Consider the following 15,911-nt stretch of genomic DNA (forward strand, 5'->3'; position numbering starts at 1 on the left):
TCGACACAACAGTGACCGAATCCGCACGCACAAACATGTCACTGCGCGCACACATTCTGGGTCAGATGCGCCCTCGTTCAGAAGGCCATCGGTGCCATTCCCAGGATCATCAGCACGGAACCTGCTGTCACTCGTCGCCCGGGCGTATTGGTGCGCAGCAGGTGGATCGTCACGGCCATCCATCCCACCAGAAGCAGCGCGGCGATGATTCTCGGATCCGCCTCGACTCCGTGCCGGTGCCGCGACGACGCCTGAGGGTCCGCGTGGGAGTGCATGGGCGGCAACATCATCAGCAGCACGGCCATGCACGTCAGGTCCACCGCGCAGGGAATCGATCGGGTTCTGTTCGGCCGGTCTGCGGTGACGTGGACGGCAGCCGCGACAAGAGCGAGTATCGATATCAGCGCCACGGATGGGTCCGTCCCGAGGACCACCATGGCAGCCATGACGGTACCCATGCACAGGTGCGCCCACCGCACCCGTCCCGTGTGCGTGCCACCTCCGAGCAGCGGAAGAACAGCACCCACTGCACCGAGCGCCATCAGCACCGTCATGACCATCGGGGTCAGCCCGTCGGCTCGAGGTCTCGAGCGCGAGATCCACCCCGCCGAGCTACGAGGAGCCCACCGCCGAAGAACAACGCGACGACGATCAACAGCAACGCGGCGAGCACTCCCGAACCACCGATGAGCAACGTGAAGTTGTCCAGCACGAGCGCGAGGATTGCCATCAGCCCCACGGTTCCGAGTGCCGGGGCGACGACGGTATGCCAGGTGCGCGTATCCACGGTCGATCGACGGAAGAACGCGATGATCGCGCCGCCCGTGAGGATCATCAGAACCAGGATGCTCACGGTGGCCAGTCCGGACATCCAGGTGAACAATTGCAGCACCGGGTCTGCGCCTGCTGCCGCGAACACCACGAGAATCACTGTTGCCGAGGCGGTCTGGAACAGCGATCCCATGTGCGGGGAGCCATGCCGAGAATGGGTGCGTGCCAATATCGACGGGGCGACTCCCTTGCGGGCGAGCGCGAATACGTACCGTCCGATTGCGTTGTGGAACGCAAGCAGGGCGGCGAAAAGACTGGTGACCAGCATGATTTCCATGATGTCCGCCGACATCGGGCCCAAGTACTGGGCGGCAGCGGCGAAAGTCAATCCCGCCGTGTCGTCGGCAGCGGCCTGCGCGACGGATGCACTGCCGAAGGCGAGCACGACGGCCCAACTCGACACCGCGTACACCAGCCCGATGGTGACGACAGCGGCGTAGGTCGCGATCGGAACGGTCCGCGTCGGGTTACGCGCCTCCTCGCCGTAGATCGCGGTGGCCTCGAAGCCGATGAACGACGCGATGGCGAACATCAGGGCGATTCCCGGCGATCCGCTGAAGAAGGCCGACGGAGTGAACGATTCGACGTCGATGCCCGCGGCACCACCCTTGGCGAACACCGCGATCGACAGGACCACGATGATGCCGATCTCGAGCACCAGCAGTACCCCGAGCACCTTGGCCCCGAGATCGATGCTGCGGTAACCGAGTAACGCCACGATCGCGACGAGACCGAGTGCCCACAACCACCACGGCAGGTCGGGCCCGCCGTACTTCACGACGAGGCTGTCGACGGTCGATGCGGCGAGCCCGTAGATGCCCGCTTGAATGGCGGTGTACGTCAGCAGCGCCAGACCCGCGGCGCCGAGGCCCATGGTTCTCCCGAGCCCCTTCTCCACGTAGGCATAGAACGCGCCGGTGTCCACCATGTGTCGGCTCATGGCCGCGTAGCCGACGCTGAAGATCAGCAGCACGAGGGCCGCGACGATGTAGGCGAGCGGAGCACCTGCACCGTTGCCTGTCGCGATCATGACCGGCAGGGCTCCACCGATGGCGGTCAGCGGCGCTGCAGCGGCGATGACCAGGAACACGATCCCGACGACGCCGATGGAACCGCGCAGTGCGCCGGCCGGCGAATTGGACTGTGTATCAGACATTCTGCTCACCGCTCTCGCAGCTGGAGGCGGCGCAGTGCGCGGAAGTCGTTCTCGGCACATCCAGGGTGGGGTTTCGGTCGAAGAACCCAGAGGGCTTGAGCTTGAAGCCGGTGTAGTCCACCGGCATGATCGGCCAGTCCTCCGGTCTCGGGAAGTGGGTGAGCCCGAAGGTGTGCCACAGCACGATATCCTCGTCGACGAGGCTGCGGTCCGAGGCGACGAATGCAGGCAGACCCGCACCCCCATGATGCTGGTTCACGAAATCGCCTGCAGCATAACGCTCCTTGCGATCGAACTGAGTCACCCAGAGATGCTTGGTGGCGAACGTGGCGCGCCGCGCGATCGACGAGTTGTCGTCGGCGAGAAGCAGCGGCTGCCCCTCGGGGTGCAGCGTGTATCCGACGGGCTTGCCGAGCCGGCTCAGCGAGGTCGGATTGGTGACGTGCCAGACGCGGCCCACCGTTCCGTCGGCGATGCGTTGCGCCTCGGATTCCGTGTCGAGCGGGGTGTGGTGCAGAGCAAAAGCATTGCCGTGCAGGTTGTCCGGTCCCATCGGTACCCGCCGGGTCTCGATCTCCTCGACGGAGTTGCCGATGCCGTCGACCATCATGTCCAGTCGCGCACTGAACAGGTGTTGGTGGCACGGCGCTCCGAGTCCTGGGGCGATCTCGGTTGCGTACGGGTAGTCACCACCGGGATGCCCGGAAGTGAACACGATTCCGGTTGCCTTGACCTCGAATTCGATGGTGCCGTCGAGGTAGAGGTACCAGAAGAATCCGTAGTCGTAGTTACCGATGGTGGTGAAGAAGGAGATCACGAGTCGGCGCTGGCGGCGGGTCTCCTGCGAGCCCGACCACAGATCGGTGTGCTTCCACAGCACCCCGAAGTCTTCCTCGTGCATGCACACGGCATTCGTCAGCGTTTTCGGATTGCCGAATTCGTCGGCGATCACGGCGTCGAAGTACGTGATGTCTCCGACGCAGTCGCAGCCGAGTTCCAGCGAGTTCGCGAACCGTCCCACGAGATATTCACCGGTGTCGAAGTAGTTCTGCCACGACCGTACCGGTGACGGATCGCCGTAGGGAACAACCATTTCCGCGATCGACGCGCGGTGAATGATCGGCCGGACGGCACCTCCGTCCTCGAAGCCGATCTGGTGCAGCACCAAACCTTCGCGCACATCGAAGCCTACGCGAAACGACCATTTCTCCCAGTCGACGCGATTGCCGCGCACCGTGAAGCTCGGACCGTCGGGTTGGGTGATCTCGATCGGCTTCTGTGTGGTGCGCAGCGGACCGGTGACGGACAGATCGTCGAAGTTGCCCGACTCCTCAGGGATCGGAACCGCACCCAGGTCGACGACCTTGTCCACCGTGCGATTCATCACGTCCACGAAGGCGACCAACCCGTCGATGGGGTGCGCCCACGCGTGATCGGCGGGATAGTCCTGCCGAAAAGCCAAGCCACGCAGTATGCGTCGACCATGCTCACCCGGGTAGTCGAACACCCCGGCAGACAACGGCGCCACTCGAACGTCGGCGACGTCCAGTCCACGGGCGGCCAGCGCGGCGAGCCAGTCCGGGTCGGTGGAGAGCACACTCTCGACGAGCTCGAATTCTTCGTCGAGCACCGGCATCTGGCCGTCTCGGATGGCATCGAGGCGGGTGAAGCCGATCACCTGACGCTCGTCGAGGGAGACGAGAAGGTCGACGGCATCGGGTGTCGAGATGTCGTGCAACAGCACCCGGAAGGTGCGCCGGGTGGTCGGTTCGGCGACGTACAGCTCGGCCTTCTCCGGTTCGTCCAGTCCGACGTAGACGAACCTGGTTGCAGCCGTGACGAATCCGGCGGCGTCGACGATGTCTCGAACCTGCGCGATCTCGTCTTCGGTGGGCAACGACAAGGCATGGTCGATTGCGTGGGGCGTGAGGGTTGGCATGGGTGTTCCTCGTGGTCGGGGTTTGGTTCTACAGTCGTTGAATAACGAACGCATGCGGAAAGACGCGGGTCGCCCGCACACAGGATGGTTACAGCTGAGCTATGAACCGGTCGAGCATCTCGAACTGCCGGTCGGCAGTGGTGTCATCGGGGGTGAGCACGCCGAGAATCTGCATACCCATCATCATGTTGAGCAACATTTCGACGGCAAGATCGACATCGAAATCGCCGGCGTCGCCTTCCGCGCGAGCCTGCTCGAGAAACTCCGCCATCCGGGCCCGCCACGACACCAGGGATCGATTGTTCGTGTCGTCCATGTGCTCGTCGTACATCGCGCGCTGCCACAGTGACACTGCAATTCTCGCCTCGAGCAGAGTCTCTTCGGTTGTCGGCATCACTTCCCGGCAGAAGATACGGAGCGCATCGAATCCCGTTGCGCCGCCGAGAGCTTCGTCGATACGGCGGTTCGTTGCCTCGAAGACGTGCTCGAATGCGGTTCGGAGAATCTCGTCTTTGCCCGCGAAGTAGTGGCTCAGCGCACCGTTCGTGTATCCCGCCTCGGTCGCGATGTCCCGCATGTTCGCGGCATCGATCCCCTTGGCAGCGATCAAGCGCCAGGTTGCCGCGGTGATTGCGCGGCGGCGTTCGTCGTGATCCACGAGCTTCGGCACAGCCCTACGGTAGCGGCTCCCTGCTAGGACCTAGGGTTCGGGCATCGTCATCATCGCCTTCCGATTCGCTCGGAACGTTGTTCTACGTCCGTTGAACTAAATCTTGCGACCTGTTCGTTACGAAACGCGCGCTCGTCGGTAAACACCGCGTTACCCACGTGAGCGGAACCTCGTAGCAGGGTCGAAGTTCCGCTCACGTGCGTCAGCTCGACAGAACTACGGTGACGACCTTCTCTTCGGTGTTGGCCTCGATACCGGCCCACCCGAGTTCACGTCCCGTGCCACTGGACTTCATGCCGCCCCACGGGAGTGCGGGATCGATTGCAGCCCAGCCGTTCACCCATACCGCGCCGGAACGGACCTGCGCGGCCAGGGTGTGCGCCCTCGACACGTCGCGGGTCCAGATCGAGGCGGCCAACCCGTACACGGTGTCGTTGGCAATGGAGATGGCCTCGTCGGCAGTGTCGAACGGAATCACCGTTCCGACCGGTCCGAAAATCTCCTCCTGGGCGATCTTCATGCCGTTGTCGGCATCGGCGAAGATCGTCGGCTGGACGAAATAGCCGGCGCCGTCGGGACGTCCGCCACCGGCTGCGACTCGGGCCCCACCGTCGCGTCCGGCCTCGATGTACCCCAACACGCTGTCTCGCTGCTTCGCGTTGACGAGGGCACCCATGGTCGTCGACGGATCGAACGGATCTCCCAGGACCTGAGCAGACGCCGCTGCGGCCAATCCGTCGACCACCTGCGAGTACAGCGAGCGGTGCACCAGCACTCGCGTCCCCGCGGCACACACCTGGCCCTGATTGAAGAACAGTCCCATCGCGGTTCCGTTGATCGCCGCCTCCAGGTCCGCATCCTCGAGGATGATCTGCGGGGACTTGCCGCCGAGCTCGAGCGTCGTCCGCTTGAATGTGTCGGCTGCCTTCTTGGCGATGATTCTGCCGACCCGAGGGCTGCCGGTGAAGCTGATCTTGTCGACGTCCGGATGGCCGACCAATGCATCGCCCGTCACTTCGCCAAGTCCTGGAACAACATTGACCACTCCGGCAGGTACGCCTGCCTCGTCGATCAGTCGAGCCAGATGCAGGATGGACAATGGCGCGTCCTCCGGCGGCTTGACGACGACGGTGTTCCCCGCGGCCAGAGCGGGAGCAAGCTTCCACGCCGCAATCATCAGCGGAGTGTTCCAGGGAACGATCATGCCGATGACGCCGACGGGTTCGCGAACGGTGTAGGAGTGCGTCGGCTGCCCGAAGTAGCCCGCGGTAGGGATGGAACTGCCGGTGATCTTGTCGGCCCAGCCCGCGAAGTGTCGGAAAGTGGCTGCGGCATTGGGGATGTCGAGCATCGCGGGCTGACCTACCGGCTTACCGATGTCGAGGGCTTCGAGTCGAGCGAGAAGGTCACCGTCCCGCTCGATCAGATCTGCCACCCGATTGAGCAGCTGGCCCCGGACCGCTCCGGGCGTTGCGCCCCACTCGCCACCGAGCTGGGCACGGGCCGCACGCACCGCCGCATCGACATCCGACGCGGTGGCTGCAGCAATCTCCGCCAGGGGTTGCTCGGTGGTCGGGTTCAGGTCGGTGAAGGTTCCTCCGTCGGATGCACCGTGCCACTGCCCCGCGATGTAGAGCTCGGTGGCGGTGCCGGTCGGCAGCGACGGTGCGGCCGATTCCTGTACTGCGGTCATGTGTTTTCGCTCCTTCACGGTGCCGTGTGCAGGCACCTCTCGCATGTCTGGTCCAGACTGCGCCCGACCGAACGTGCCGGTCTTGTGTGATCGCGCACACATTGTGCGGTAGATGCGCACAGTCGCGAGAAGGCAGCAGACAGCCGAACGGGTTCCGTGCCGGCACCGAAAGGCGCAGTATGAGGTGGTGAACGTGACACCGACGCAATTGCGAGCGCAGTTCGCCCTTCGTCTGTCGACTTTGTACGGGCGGGAGGTTCCCGCGTACACGACGCTGTTGGATGTCACCGCGTCGATCAATGCCGAGACGATGCGCACCAGCGGTGCCGATGCCGAACGGTTCGGCTCCATCGATCGCGTCACCGCGGAGCGGCACGGCGCGATTCGCGTCGGCAATGCACGTGAGATGTCGCAGGTGGCACTGATATTCGGTGCCATGGGTATGTACCCGGTGGGTTTCTACGATCTGCGTGATACTGCGTCGAGTTCGATTCCGGTGGTGTCGACAGCTTTCCGGCCGATCGATCCGGCCGAGCTGGCGATCAACCCGTTCCGGATCTTCACCTCGATGCTGGTGGCGTCGGATCGACGCTTCTTCGAGCCGGATCTCGGCCGTCGCCTGACGGAATTTCTCGATCGCCGAACACTGTTCCCTCCGCTACTGCTCGAGCTGGCAGCCACGTGCGAGAGGGACAACGGCCTCGCAGCGGAGGAGTCCGCTACCTTTCTGGACCTCGCGACGGCGGCGTTCGCGTTGTCGACCGACCCTGTCGACAGAGCGTGGTACCGCGAACTCGAGGCAGTCTCGGCGGTGGCCGCCGACATCGGTGGCGTCTCCTCCACCCACATCAATCATCTGACACCGAGGGTTCTGGACATCGATCTTCTGCATCGCCGAATGGGAGAGCGCGGGGTGGCAATGATCGACACCATCCAGGGCCCTCCTCGTACGTCCGGTCCCGGATTGTTGTTGCGCCAGACGTCGTTCCGAGCGCTGGACGAGCAGCGGATGTTTCTCGACGAGAACGGCAACGTCGAACCCGACCATCTACGGGTGCGGTTCGGCGAGGTCGAGGCCAGGGGCGCGGCAGCTACTGCACTCGGCCGACGTCGCTACGACACGTATCTGGATCGACTCGATACCGAGGAACCCGAGAACGCGTCCGCTCTGTGGTCGTCGCTGGTACCGGACGACGAGGCCCGGTGGTTGGCAGAAGACCTCGCCTACTTCACCTTTCGAGTCACCGGCACGAACCCGTCCGCTGCAGACCGGGACGGTGGCCTCGTCGATCTGGTCAGGTCGGGTGTTCTCGCGGCCGACCCGATCGTGTACGAGGACTTCCTGCCCAAGTCGGCGGCGGGCATCTTCAGATCCAATCTCGAATCCGACGGCACCCGCAATTCCGACAACACCGCGGCAGCCTTCGATGCGGAGGCGATGGAAAGCGTTCTGGGACGGACCTTGCACGACCCGTACCGGATCTACGGCCGTCTCCGAGACGAGTCGGTGACGCGAGTCGAGAAGCACCTCGGCCTGACGGAGCCCCTCGACTGCCCATGGACCCGCTGAAAGATCAGCCCGAAATACCGAGGGACCCGGCGAGGGTCGGCCAGCTCTTCGGTAGCTGCTCCACCCAGTACGGCCACGAGTGCGTTCCGGTCTCGGTGAAGTCGAACGTTGCGGGGATGTTCAACTGGCCGAGCCGATCCGCGAGTCGGTGTGTGCAGTAGTTCGATCCGACCTCGATGAGGCCACCGACCACCACCCTGTCCCATCCCGCTGCAGTGTCGAAGCTTTCGTGACGTCCGGGAGCGCCGGTTCCCACCGACACGTAGACATCGGTACCGCGCAGACTTTCGGCATTGGCCACCGAATCATGTTCGGCCCACGCAGGATCGAAGGGTCCGCCCCACATGTTGTCGGCATTGCCGCCGAATGCCCCGACTATGGCTCGAATACTGGCCTGGCCCAACGGCTCGGCGGATGCGAAGCAGCCGCTGTACGACGCCACGCCGGAGTACACATCCGGGTTACGTGCGGCGAGCATCATCGCCGATTGTGCGCCCATCGACAGGCCGGCGATCGCGTTGCGGCCGTTGCCATCCACGGCGGCGTCGATCAGCGGAGGCAGTTCCTCGGTGAGAAACGTTTCCCACTGGTAGCGGCCGAGTTTCGGGTCGTCGCGCTGCCAGTCGGTGTAGAAGCTTCCTGGCCCGGCCAACGGCAGGACGACGTTGACGTTCTTGTCGGCGAAGAACTCCGCTGCCTGCCCCTTGCGCAACCACATGCTGTTGTGCGGATCCTCTTCGCCGATGCCGCTGAGCATGTACAGCGTCGGACGCGGTCCGCTTTTCGCCGCGGGTGTGAGCACCTGCACTTCGACGACGGCCCCCATAGCGGGCGAGTCGACCTTCAGCGTGCGCAGCGTGTCGGATGCCAGGACGGTGTCGACGATGCGGGCGGAGGGGGCAGCCGGCTCGGCGGATGCGACACCTCCCGAGGCGATCGACAGGGACAACGCTGCGACGAAGACAGTGGTGGAGATGCGTCGGCGACGCATGGCGATCCTCTCGGGATTATCACGGTAAGGGTGAATCGAGGTGCAGCATTGCACAATTGCGCGCCCGGTAACACGTTGTGGGCAAACTTTCACCACTGCCGCAGACTCGATACCCGATCGAGGTGGCGAACCTGAACCTCCGCCCTTTTTCACCATTCGAGTCGTACACGAACAATTCGTGCACTAATCAATTCTGCTACTCTGGCCAGCGTGACCACCACCGAGGATCCACTCGCGCTCGATCGCCAGGTCTGCTTCGCCCTGGCCGTCACCAACCGGGCTGTGCTGTCGGTGTATCGGCCTTTGCTCGAACCGATGGGCCTGACCCATCCGCAGTATCTGGTGATGTTGGCCTTGTGGGGCGAGTCGCCGATGTCGGTCAAAGCGATCGGCTCAGCGCTGCAACTCGACTCGCCCACCCTGTCTCCGCTGCTGAAGCGTCTGGAATCGATGGGCCTGCTCACCCGCACACGCAGCACGGAAGACGAGCGCATTCTGCTCGTATCCCTCACCCCCGCCGGAGCCGCTCTCCGCGCCGAGGCCGAAAAGATTCCATCCGCGGTCGTGGCGAGACTCGGTGCGTCACTCGACGAACTGGAGCAGTTGCGCCGCGTCCTCACTCGCGTCAACGACGCGGCGATCGCAGCAGGAGCACTGACATGAGCGCACGACCCCAGCGCACCCGTCCGAACGCCGGCCAATGGTTGGGCTACGCCGTCCTGGGCCGCAAACTTCCCGACTCGATGCAGGATTGGGTTCGACGCGACCTCGTCGGCCCCGGCGCGACACCGCGTCACATCCTGCGCTCGATGATCCCGTTCCTGCCCATCTTCATCGGGTTCTTCGTGCTCTTTCCCGGCGCGATCTGGTTACGTGCCTCGATGGTCCTGTTGGCCCTGCTGCTCGCGCTGTTCTACACCGCCGCATACATGGACCAGAACCGCGCCCGTCGTCTCGAGATTCACGGACTGCCCGCCGATCTGAAGAGCGAGAAGAAAACGGCGGAACTCGAACGCGAACGCGAGAACTACCGCCGCAACCACTGACCGGCCGGTCAGTGCTCGCGGGCGAGGCCTGCGGTGAAGTCGTCGGCGATCATGACGGCCAGATCCCGCGTCTTGCGGTTGGTGTTCTGTGAGAGTTCGGTCAATTGCGTGAACGCGGCGTCCGCGTCGATGTGGTACACCGACATGAGGATGCCGACGGCTCGGCCGATCGTGCCGCGGGTCTCGAGCGCCGTACGCAGTGTCGCGGCCTGATTGCCGCTCTCCGCGATCAGCTGCTCGCGCATCCGTGACAGTTCGAGGTGCACGCGAACGCGCGCGACGAGTTCTCGGTCGTGGAACGGCTTGACGATGTAATCGTCGGCACCGCGTCCGAGTCCGTCGAGCACAAAGTCGGTTCCCGCACGAGCGGTCAGCAAGATGACCGGTACTCGCCTCAAGTCGGCGTCGCCGCGGATGTCGTCCACCAGATCCAGACCACTGCGCCCCGGCAGCATGACGTCCGAGAGCACGAGCCCCGGCAGCATCGTCCGGGCACGATCGAGAGCGGTCTCGATGTCCCCCGCTGTCGAGACGGACCACCCTTCGTCGGTCAGCAGGCGCGCGAGGTAGTTGCGCATGTCGACGTTGTCCTCGACGAGCAGGACGTCGGCGCGATCGGTCGTCTCGGGAACGGGCTCGATCGAGGGGAAGATCGCCGAGATCGGATCGGCCGGAGCGCCGGGTCGATCGACAGCGGCAGCTTCTGCGGGCAACCGGGGCACCTGCACGGTGAAAGTACTTCCCCGGCCCACGTCGCTGTCGACGTCGATGCGTCCGTTCAGAGCTGTCAGCAGGTCCGTCACCAGGGCAAGCCCGATTCCGGACCCTTCGATGCTGTGCGCGCCTTCTCGTTCGACGCGGTGGAACCGGTCGAAGATTCGAGGGAGGTCCTCGGCCGGAATTCCCAGTCCGGTGTCTGTGACCACGAGCCGGACGGTGTCCTCGTCCGCGACCAGACGAACCGACACCCGTCCGGCCGGGGTGTACTTGACGGCATTGGCGACGAGGTTGAACACGACCTTCGACCACATTTCGGCGTCGGTCAGCACCACGACATCCTCGGCCGCGTCCACGACGAGCTCGAGCCCCTGCGCCGATGCGACGGCCGAGAACATCGTCGCGCAATCGCGTGTCACCGAGCCGAGGTTCACCGGCTCGGGTCGAGGGACGAGTCGGCCGGCCTCGGCATTGACGATGTCGAGTAGATCGTCCACCAACCTGCGCAGCCGCATCGACGCACGATGAACGACGTCGAGTGATTCGCGGTCGTTCGCGTCCAACACCGAAGCAGCGTTCTCGCGGACCGAGTCCAACGGGCCCGTCAGCAACGTCAGCGGGGTGCGGAATTCGTGCCCGACGTTTTCGAGCAGCCGAGTCTTCGCAGCATCGGCGTCGGCCAAGGCCGCCACCCGGCTGCGCTCCATCTCGAACGCGTGTGAAGCCGTCAGTGCGGTGGACAGGCGTTCGGCGACGACGACGCAGAACGAGGTGAAGGCATCGTCGATCACCCGATGGCTGCTCACTCCGATCAACAGCGCCCCGACCGGCTGTACCCGACCTGCCATCGTCAACGGCACGACGACGGCCTGCGGAACGTTGCCGTCCACCTGCACAGTCGCGCAGGCGACCGTACCGTCGGCAACTCGAGTGATGTCGGCGCACTCCCACTTCGAAAGCTCGTACCCGGCGTCGCCCCCGGTCACGACAGACTCCACCGGGCCGTCCGCAGTCAGATCTTCGCGGAGGTAACCGGCGACGAGGGGGAACTCCGCCGCTTCGGCCGCGAGCACGCCCACTGCCGCACGGCAGATGTCCACGGCACCGTCGGTGTCGTTGCCCGTCAGCGTGCCCAGGCTCAGCAACGCCTGCATGCGGCGTTCGCCGAGTAGCTGTTGGGTGACCTCCGACGTCGCGACGAACACGCCGAGAACCGCCTGCTCGGGCCCGTGAATCGGACTGTACGAGAAGGTCCAGTACGTCTCTTCGAGGAACCCGTACCGATTCATCATGAACCGTTGGCGAGCACCGTGCACCGCAGTGCCGCCGTCGACCACCTGATGAGCCAACGCGCCGATCTCGTCCCAGATCTCTGCCCAGCAGTCCCCGGCCGTCTGAGCTGCGGCGGCGGGAAACTTGTCACCGAGAAAATCGGTGTACGAGTGGTTGAAGATCTGGACCAGGTGCGGCCCCCACCAGATCAACATCGGGATGGTCGACGGCATGACCGTGCGGATGGCCGCGATCAGTTCGTACGGCCATTGCTCCACCGGTCCCAGCTCCGTGGAGCTCCAATCCAGCTCGCGAAAGCGAGCCTCGGTGGCATTGTCACCGGGAAACAGCTCGTCGAGCCGAGCCGAACCGGGATCGGGTACTGCGGGATTCATGGCCTCGTCCTTAGTCACATGCGGCCGTAGGTCAAGGACGGGCGCAATCTCCTCGTCGATTCTATCCGAGCGCCAGGTGGGCAAGCGTTTCGCTCACCTGCGCCGGGGGTAATCGGCCGCTCATGCCCACCTCATCCAGTCTCCCGTACCCCCTGGGCGTCTCGCGTCTGTCCGACGACGGTGCCAACCTCGCCGTCTACTCCGAAACAGCCGACTCGGTGTCCGTCGTCGTGATGAACGAAGACGGAACAGAGCGCAGTACAACGCCGTTGACGCTTCGCACCGGCCACGTCTTCCACGATCTGGTGCCCGACGTCACCCCGGGAACGCGATATGGCCTCCGCGTAGACGGCCCGTGGGATCCCGCCTCGGGACTGCGTCACAACCCGGCGAAGCTACTGCTCGACCCGTACGCCACGGCCATCACCGGCCAGGTCGACTGGAACGAGTCGGTGTTCTCGCATCTGCATGCCGAGCCGGAGACCCGCAACGACGAGGACTCCGCGCCGCACATGCCGTATTCCGTTGCGGTGCAATCGCACTTCGACTGGTCCGGCGACGAGGCACCGCGAACTCCGCTGGACCGGACCGTCGTCTACGAGGTCCACGTGAAGGGCTTCACCGCCACCAATCCCGATGTTCCCGAGGACATTCGAGGAACATACGCCGGGCTGGCCCACCCCGCCGCGATCGCGCACCTGAAGCGTATCGGCGTCACCGCAGTGGAGCTGCTGCCCATTCATCAGTTCGTCCAGGATTCGCATCTGCTCGAAGAGGGACGCCGAAACTACTGGGGCTACAACTCCATCGGCTTCTTCGCCCCGCACAACGAGTACTCCAGCACCGGCGATACCGGCGGCCAGGTGGACGAATTCAAGGCACTGGTCAAGGCGATGCACGAGGCCGGTATCGAGGTCATCCTCGACGTCGTCTACAACCACACCGCCGAAGGCAATCACCTGGGACCGACGTTGTCTCTCAAAGGAATCGACAACGGCTCGCACTACCGACTCGTCGACGACGACCGAAGCGCGTACTACGACACCACGGGCACCGGTAACAGCCTCAACGTCGGACATCCCGCGGCGCTGGGCCTGATCATGGACTCGCTGCGGTACTGGGTTTCGGAGATGCACGTCGACGGTTTCCGTTTCGACCTCGCGAGCACCCTGACCCGTCAGGACTCCGGCCTCGACGTCCACAGCGCGTTCCTCGATCTCGTACACCAGGATCCGACGCTCGCACCCGTCAAACTCATCGCCGAGCCCTGGGACACCCAGGGCTACCAGGTGGGCGGGTTCCCGGCCCGGTGGTCGGAGTGGAACGGTAAGTTCCGCGACGATGTTCGTGACTTCTGGCGCGGCGAGGACGGCGCGTTGTCCGCTCTGGCGCAACGTGTCACCGGCAGCCCAGACGTGTACGAGAGCACCCGGCGCCCGACGCTGGCGAGCGTCAACTTCATCACCGCCCACGACGGCTTCACTCTGGCAGACCTCAATTCGTACGACGAGAAGCACAACGAGGAGAACGGCGAGGACAGCCAGGACGGCGAATCCGACAACCGTTCGTGGGGATGTGGTGCCGAGGGCCCGACCGACGACGAGGGCGTCAACGCACTCCGCGCCCGCCAGCAGCGTAATCACCTTGCCACACTGCTCCTTTCGGCCGGCGTCCCGATGATCCTCGGCGGCGACGAACTGGGCCGAACACAGAACGGCAACAACAACGCATACTGCCAGGACAACGAGGTCTCCTGGTTCGACTGGAGCACGGTCGATCAGGATCTCGTCGACTTCACCACCCACCTGATCTCGCTGCGCGACGAGCATCCGGCGTTGCGTCCCACCTGGTTCCGGCACGACAGCGATTCCGAGGAGGACGGGGCAGGACCCGATACGGTCGACTTCTACCGCGCCGACGGTCAAAAGATGGTCGACGAGGATTGGTCCGACGGCAACGCACACAGCATTCTCATCCTGATGCGTGCGGGCGAGAAAGACGCTGCGTTCGCCTGGATGGTCAACGCCTCACCTGCGACAGTCGAATTCACGCTGCCGGAGGGCAAGTGGACTCAGTCGACGTCGAGTGATCCGGATCAGGCGTACGAGGCGGGCGGACCGTCCATTCTGATTCGCGAGCATTCGTTCACGTTGCTGCAGGGCTGATCGGTCCATTGTTCGAGAATCTGTAGCCACTCCTCCGATTCGGAGCGTCCGGCCCACGCGATGTATCCGTCGGGCCGGACGAGGACGGCGGGGCCGCTGTCGGTACGGCGGACGATGCCCGTTCGCTTGCAGTCGTTTTCGCCGATGATCAGGAACGAAGCCTCGCGCAGCGCACCGGTGATCGTGCCCTCGGTCAGCGGAATCTGCACGCCGCGGGTGCCCACCAACGGGTGCTCGCCGCGCCGGTGACCGTACGAGATCCCGATGCCGGAGAACATGCCGGCAATTTTGCCGACGGCCCGTGGTCGCCGAAGCGCTCGAGCCGAAATCGTATTGCGGACCGTGCGCGCAATCGCCGAGCGCAGCAGCAACATTCGGATTGTCGCGCCGCTGCTGCGCACGACCATCCGCCCCACCGGATGACGTTCGTCGTGGTAGGTGTCGAGGAGTGACTCGTCGGCACCGTTCAGAACGGCCGCCAGTTTCCAGCCGAGGTTCATCGCGTCCTGGATACCGGTGTTCATTCCCTGCCCGCCGGCAGGTGAATGTACATGCGCCGCATCGCCGACCAGGAAAACCCGCCCCTCTCGATATCGCGCCACCTGCCGTTCGTCGCAGGAGAATCGCGAGCTCCAGCGAATCTCGCTCCAGCCGTAGTCGGTGCCGAATGCACGGTGCAGGACTCCGCGCAGCATCGATTCGTCGACCGGATCGCTTTCCGCGGCGTCGTCCGTGCGATCCCAGGCTATGACGCGGAACCACCTGTCTCCGAACGGTGCCACGAATGCAAAACAATCCCTACCTGCGTCGACATTGATCAGACCTTTGGGCGGGTCCATCAGCCGCACGTCCGCCAGCATGATGGAGCGAAGCAATTTCCTGCCGGGAAAGTCCATACCGATTGCGGTGCGCACGGTGCTGTGCACTCCGTCGGCACCCACCACGTACCGGGCCGCCCACTGCTGTTCGCGCCCGTCTGCGTCCCGGCCCTGCACGGTCACACCGTCGCTGCTCTGCACCAGGCCGCTCACCGTCACCCCGCGCAGGATGCGGGCACCGTGATCACGTGCATACGATTCGAGCACACCGTCGACGTGACTCTGAGGTGTGACCAGGAGGAAGGGGAACGACGACGGGAGCACACCGAGATCGAGCTCCAGTCCGTTCCAGAGCTTCAGGCCCGAGGCACGAGTTCCCCTCGCCAGCAACGCATCCGCCAACCCACGGCTGTCGAGGATCTCGAGGGTGCGTGCGTGCACGCCGAACGCTCGGGACAACGGCGAGAGCGCGGCATGCTTCTCCAACACCGTCACCGACCGACCGGCCCGTGCCAGTTCACCGGCCAGCATGCAACCCGCAGGCCCGGCTCCGACGACGAGGACATCCGACTGGTTCATAGCGCGCTCCCGAGGCTCTCGATTCGGCGGTCAACAGCTGTTGACTTACGTCGATAGACCCGTCCAGCA

12 protein-coding genes are annotated in these 15,911 nt (G+C 64.4%); 4 read left to right on the forward strand and 8 right to left on the reverse strand.

The window, feature by feature from the left end:
* Window positions 1–77 precede the first annotated feature (77 nt).
* The 5 genes from QM588_RS20495 to styD all read right to left on the reverse strand — a co-directional run bounded on the left by QM588_RS20495 (window position 78) and on the right by styD (window position 6,289).
* Window positions 78–554: a DUF5134 domain-containing protein gene (locus tag QM588_RS20495; protein ID WP_283316095.1), complete on the reverse strand. Its 477-nt coding sequence runs from the start codon at window positions 552–554 to the stop codon at window positions 78–80.
* Window positions 555–565: 11 nt separating this feature from the next.
* The gene (locus tag QM588_RS20500) at window positions 566–1,987 is read right to left on the reverse strand and encodes an APC family permease (RefSeq protein WP_283316097.1); all 1,422 of its coding nucleotides are present in this window, start codon (window positions 1,985–1,987) and stop codon (window positions 566–568) included.
* The gene (locus tag QM588_RS20505; protein WP_283316099.1) at window positions 1,980–3,926 is read right to left on the reverse strand and encodes a primary-amine oxidase; all 1,947 of its coding nucleotides are present in this window, start codon (window positions 3,924–3,926) and stop codon (window positions 1,980–1,982) included. The genes QM588_RS20500 and QM588_RS20505 overlap by 8 nt, the downstream gene beginning before the upstream one ends.
* An 88-nt stretch (window positions 3,927–4,014) precedes the next feature.
* Complete coding sequence (locus QM588_RS20510; RefSeq protein WP_283316226.1) at window positions 4,015–4,584, reverse strand: TetR/AcrR family transcriptional regulator; 570 nt, start codon at window positions 4,582–4,584, stop codon at window positions 4,015–4,017.
* A gap of 214 nt (window positions 4,585–4,798) precedes the next feature.
* Window positions 4,799–6,289, reverse strand: a complete 1,491-nt coding sequence (gene styD / locus QM588_RS20515) for a phenylacetaldehyde dehydrogenase StyD (protein ID WP_283316101.1) — start codon at window positions 6,287–6,289, stop codon at window positions 4,799–4,801.
* A 184-nt stretch (window positions 6,290–6,473) separates the two neighbouring features.
* Here styD and hglS point away from each other — a divergent pair, with 184 nt between their 5' ends.
* Window positions 6,474–7,859 (forward strand): 2-oxoadipate dioxygenase/decarboxylase, encoded by a 1,386-nt coding sequence (gene hglS, locus QM588_RS20520; RefSeq protein WP_283316102.1) that lies wholly within the window; start codon window positions 6,474–6,476, stop codon window positions 7,857–7,859.
* A gap of 4 nt (window positions 7,860–7,863) precedes the next feature.
* On the opposite strand, the gene QM588_RS20525 is transcribed toward hglS, so the two are convergent.
* Window positions 7,864–8,850 carry an alpha/beta hydrolase gene (locus tag QM588_RS20525; protein WP_032385902.1) on the reverse strand — a complete coding sequence of 329 codons (987 nt, stop codon included), beginning with the start codon at window positions 8,848–8,850 and terminating at the stop codon, window positions 7,864–7,866.
* A 210-nt stretch (window positions 8,851–9,060) separates the two neighbouring features.
* Here QM588_RS20525 and QM588_RS20530 point away from each other — a divergent pair, with 210 nt between their 5' ends.
* Entirely contained in the window at window positions 9,061–9,513 is a 453-nt protein-coding gene (locus QM588_RS20530) for a MarR family winged helix-turn-helix transcriptional regulator (RefSeq protein ID WP_027494667.1), read from the forward strand.
* Window positions 9,510–9,896 (forward strand): DUF5313 family protein, encoded by a 387-nt coding sequence (locus QM588_RS20535; RefSeq protein WP_032367853.1) that lies wholly within the window; start codon window positions 9,510–9,512, stop codon window positions 9,894–9,896. The genes QM588_RS20530 and QM588_RS20535 overlap by 4 nt, the downstream gene beginning before the upstream one ends.
* 8 nt (window positions 9,897–9,904) lie before the next feature.
* Here QM588_RS20535 and QM588_RS20540 read toward each other — a convergent pair whose 3' ends face one another.
* Window positions 9,905–12,280 carry an ATP-binding protein gene (locus QM588_RS20540; protein WP_283316106.1) on the reverse strand — a complete coding sequence of 792 codons (2,376 nt, stop codon included), beginning with the start codon at window positions 12,278–12,280 and terminating at the stop codon, window positions 9,905–9,907.
* A gap of 122 nt (window positions 12,281–12,402) precedes the next feature.
* Between QM588_RS20540 and glgX the strand changes: the two genes are divergently transcribed.
* Window positions 12,403–14,445, forward strand: a complete 2,043-nt coding sequence (gene glgX, locus QM588_RS20545) for a glycogen debranching protein GlgX (RefSeq protein WP_283316107.1) — start codon at window positions 12,403–12,405, stop codon at window positions 14,443–14,445.
* On the opposite strand, the gene QM588_RS20550 is transcribed toward glgX, so the two are convergent.
* The gene (locus tag QM588_RS20550; protein ID WP_283316109.1) at window positions 14,376–15,842 is read right to left on the reverse strand and encodes an FAD-dependent oxidoreductase; all 1,467 of its coding nucleotides are present in this window, start codon (window positions 15,840–15,842) and stop codon (window positions 14,376–14,378) included. The genes glgX and QM588_RS20550 overlap by 70 nt on opposite strands.
* Window positions 15,843–15,911 lie beyond the last annotated feature (69 nt).

This window comes from Rhodococcus sp. IEGM 1354 (assembly GCF_030056855.1).
Classification (GTDB): domain Bacteria; phylum Actinomycetota; class Actinomycetes; order Mycobacteriales; family Mycobacteriaceae; genus Rhodococcoides.

Excerpts from the sequence above, each read along its gene's own strand:
- QM588_RS20495 (WP_283316095.1), bottom strand. The coding sequence starts at position 554 with ATGACGGTGCTGATGGCGCTCGGTGCAGTGGGTGCTGTTCTTCCGCTG.
- QM588_RS20500 (WP_283316097.1), bottom strand. The coding sequence starts at position 1,987 with ATGTCTGATACACAGTCCAATTCGCCGGCCGGCGCACTGCGCGGTTCC.
- QM588_RS20505 (WP_283316099.1), bottom strand. The coding sequence starts at position 3,926 with ATGCCAACCCTCACGCCCCACGCAATCGACCATGCCTTGTCGTTGCCC.
- styD (WP_283316101.1), bottom strand. The coding sequence starts at position 6,289 with ATGACCGCAGTACAGGAATCGGCCGCACCGTCGCTGCCGACCGGCACC.
- QM588_RS20525 (WP_032385902.1), bottom strand. The coding sequence starts at position 8,850 with ATGCGTCGCCGACGCATCTCCACCACTGTCTTCGTCGCAGCGTTGTCC.
- QM588_RS20535 (WP_032367853.1), top strand. The coding sequence starts at position 9,510 with ATGAGCGCACGACCCCAGCGCACCCGTCCGAACGCCGGCCAATGGTTG.
- QM588_RS20540 (WP_283316106.1), bottom strand. The coding sequence starts at position 12,280 with ATGAATCCCGCAGTACCCGATCCCGGTTCGGCTCGGCTCGACGAGCTG.
- glgX (WP_283316107.1), top strand. The coding sequence starts at position 12,403 with ATGCCCACCTCATCCAGTCTCCCGTACCCCCTGGGCGTCTCGCGTCTG.
- QM588_RS20550 (WP_283316109.1), bottom strand. The coding sequence starts at position 15,842 with ATGAACCAGTCGGATGTCCTCGTCGTCGGAGCCGGGCCTGCGGGTTGC.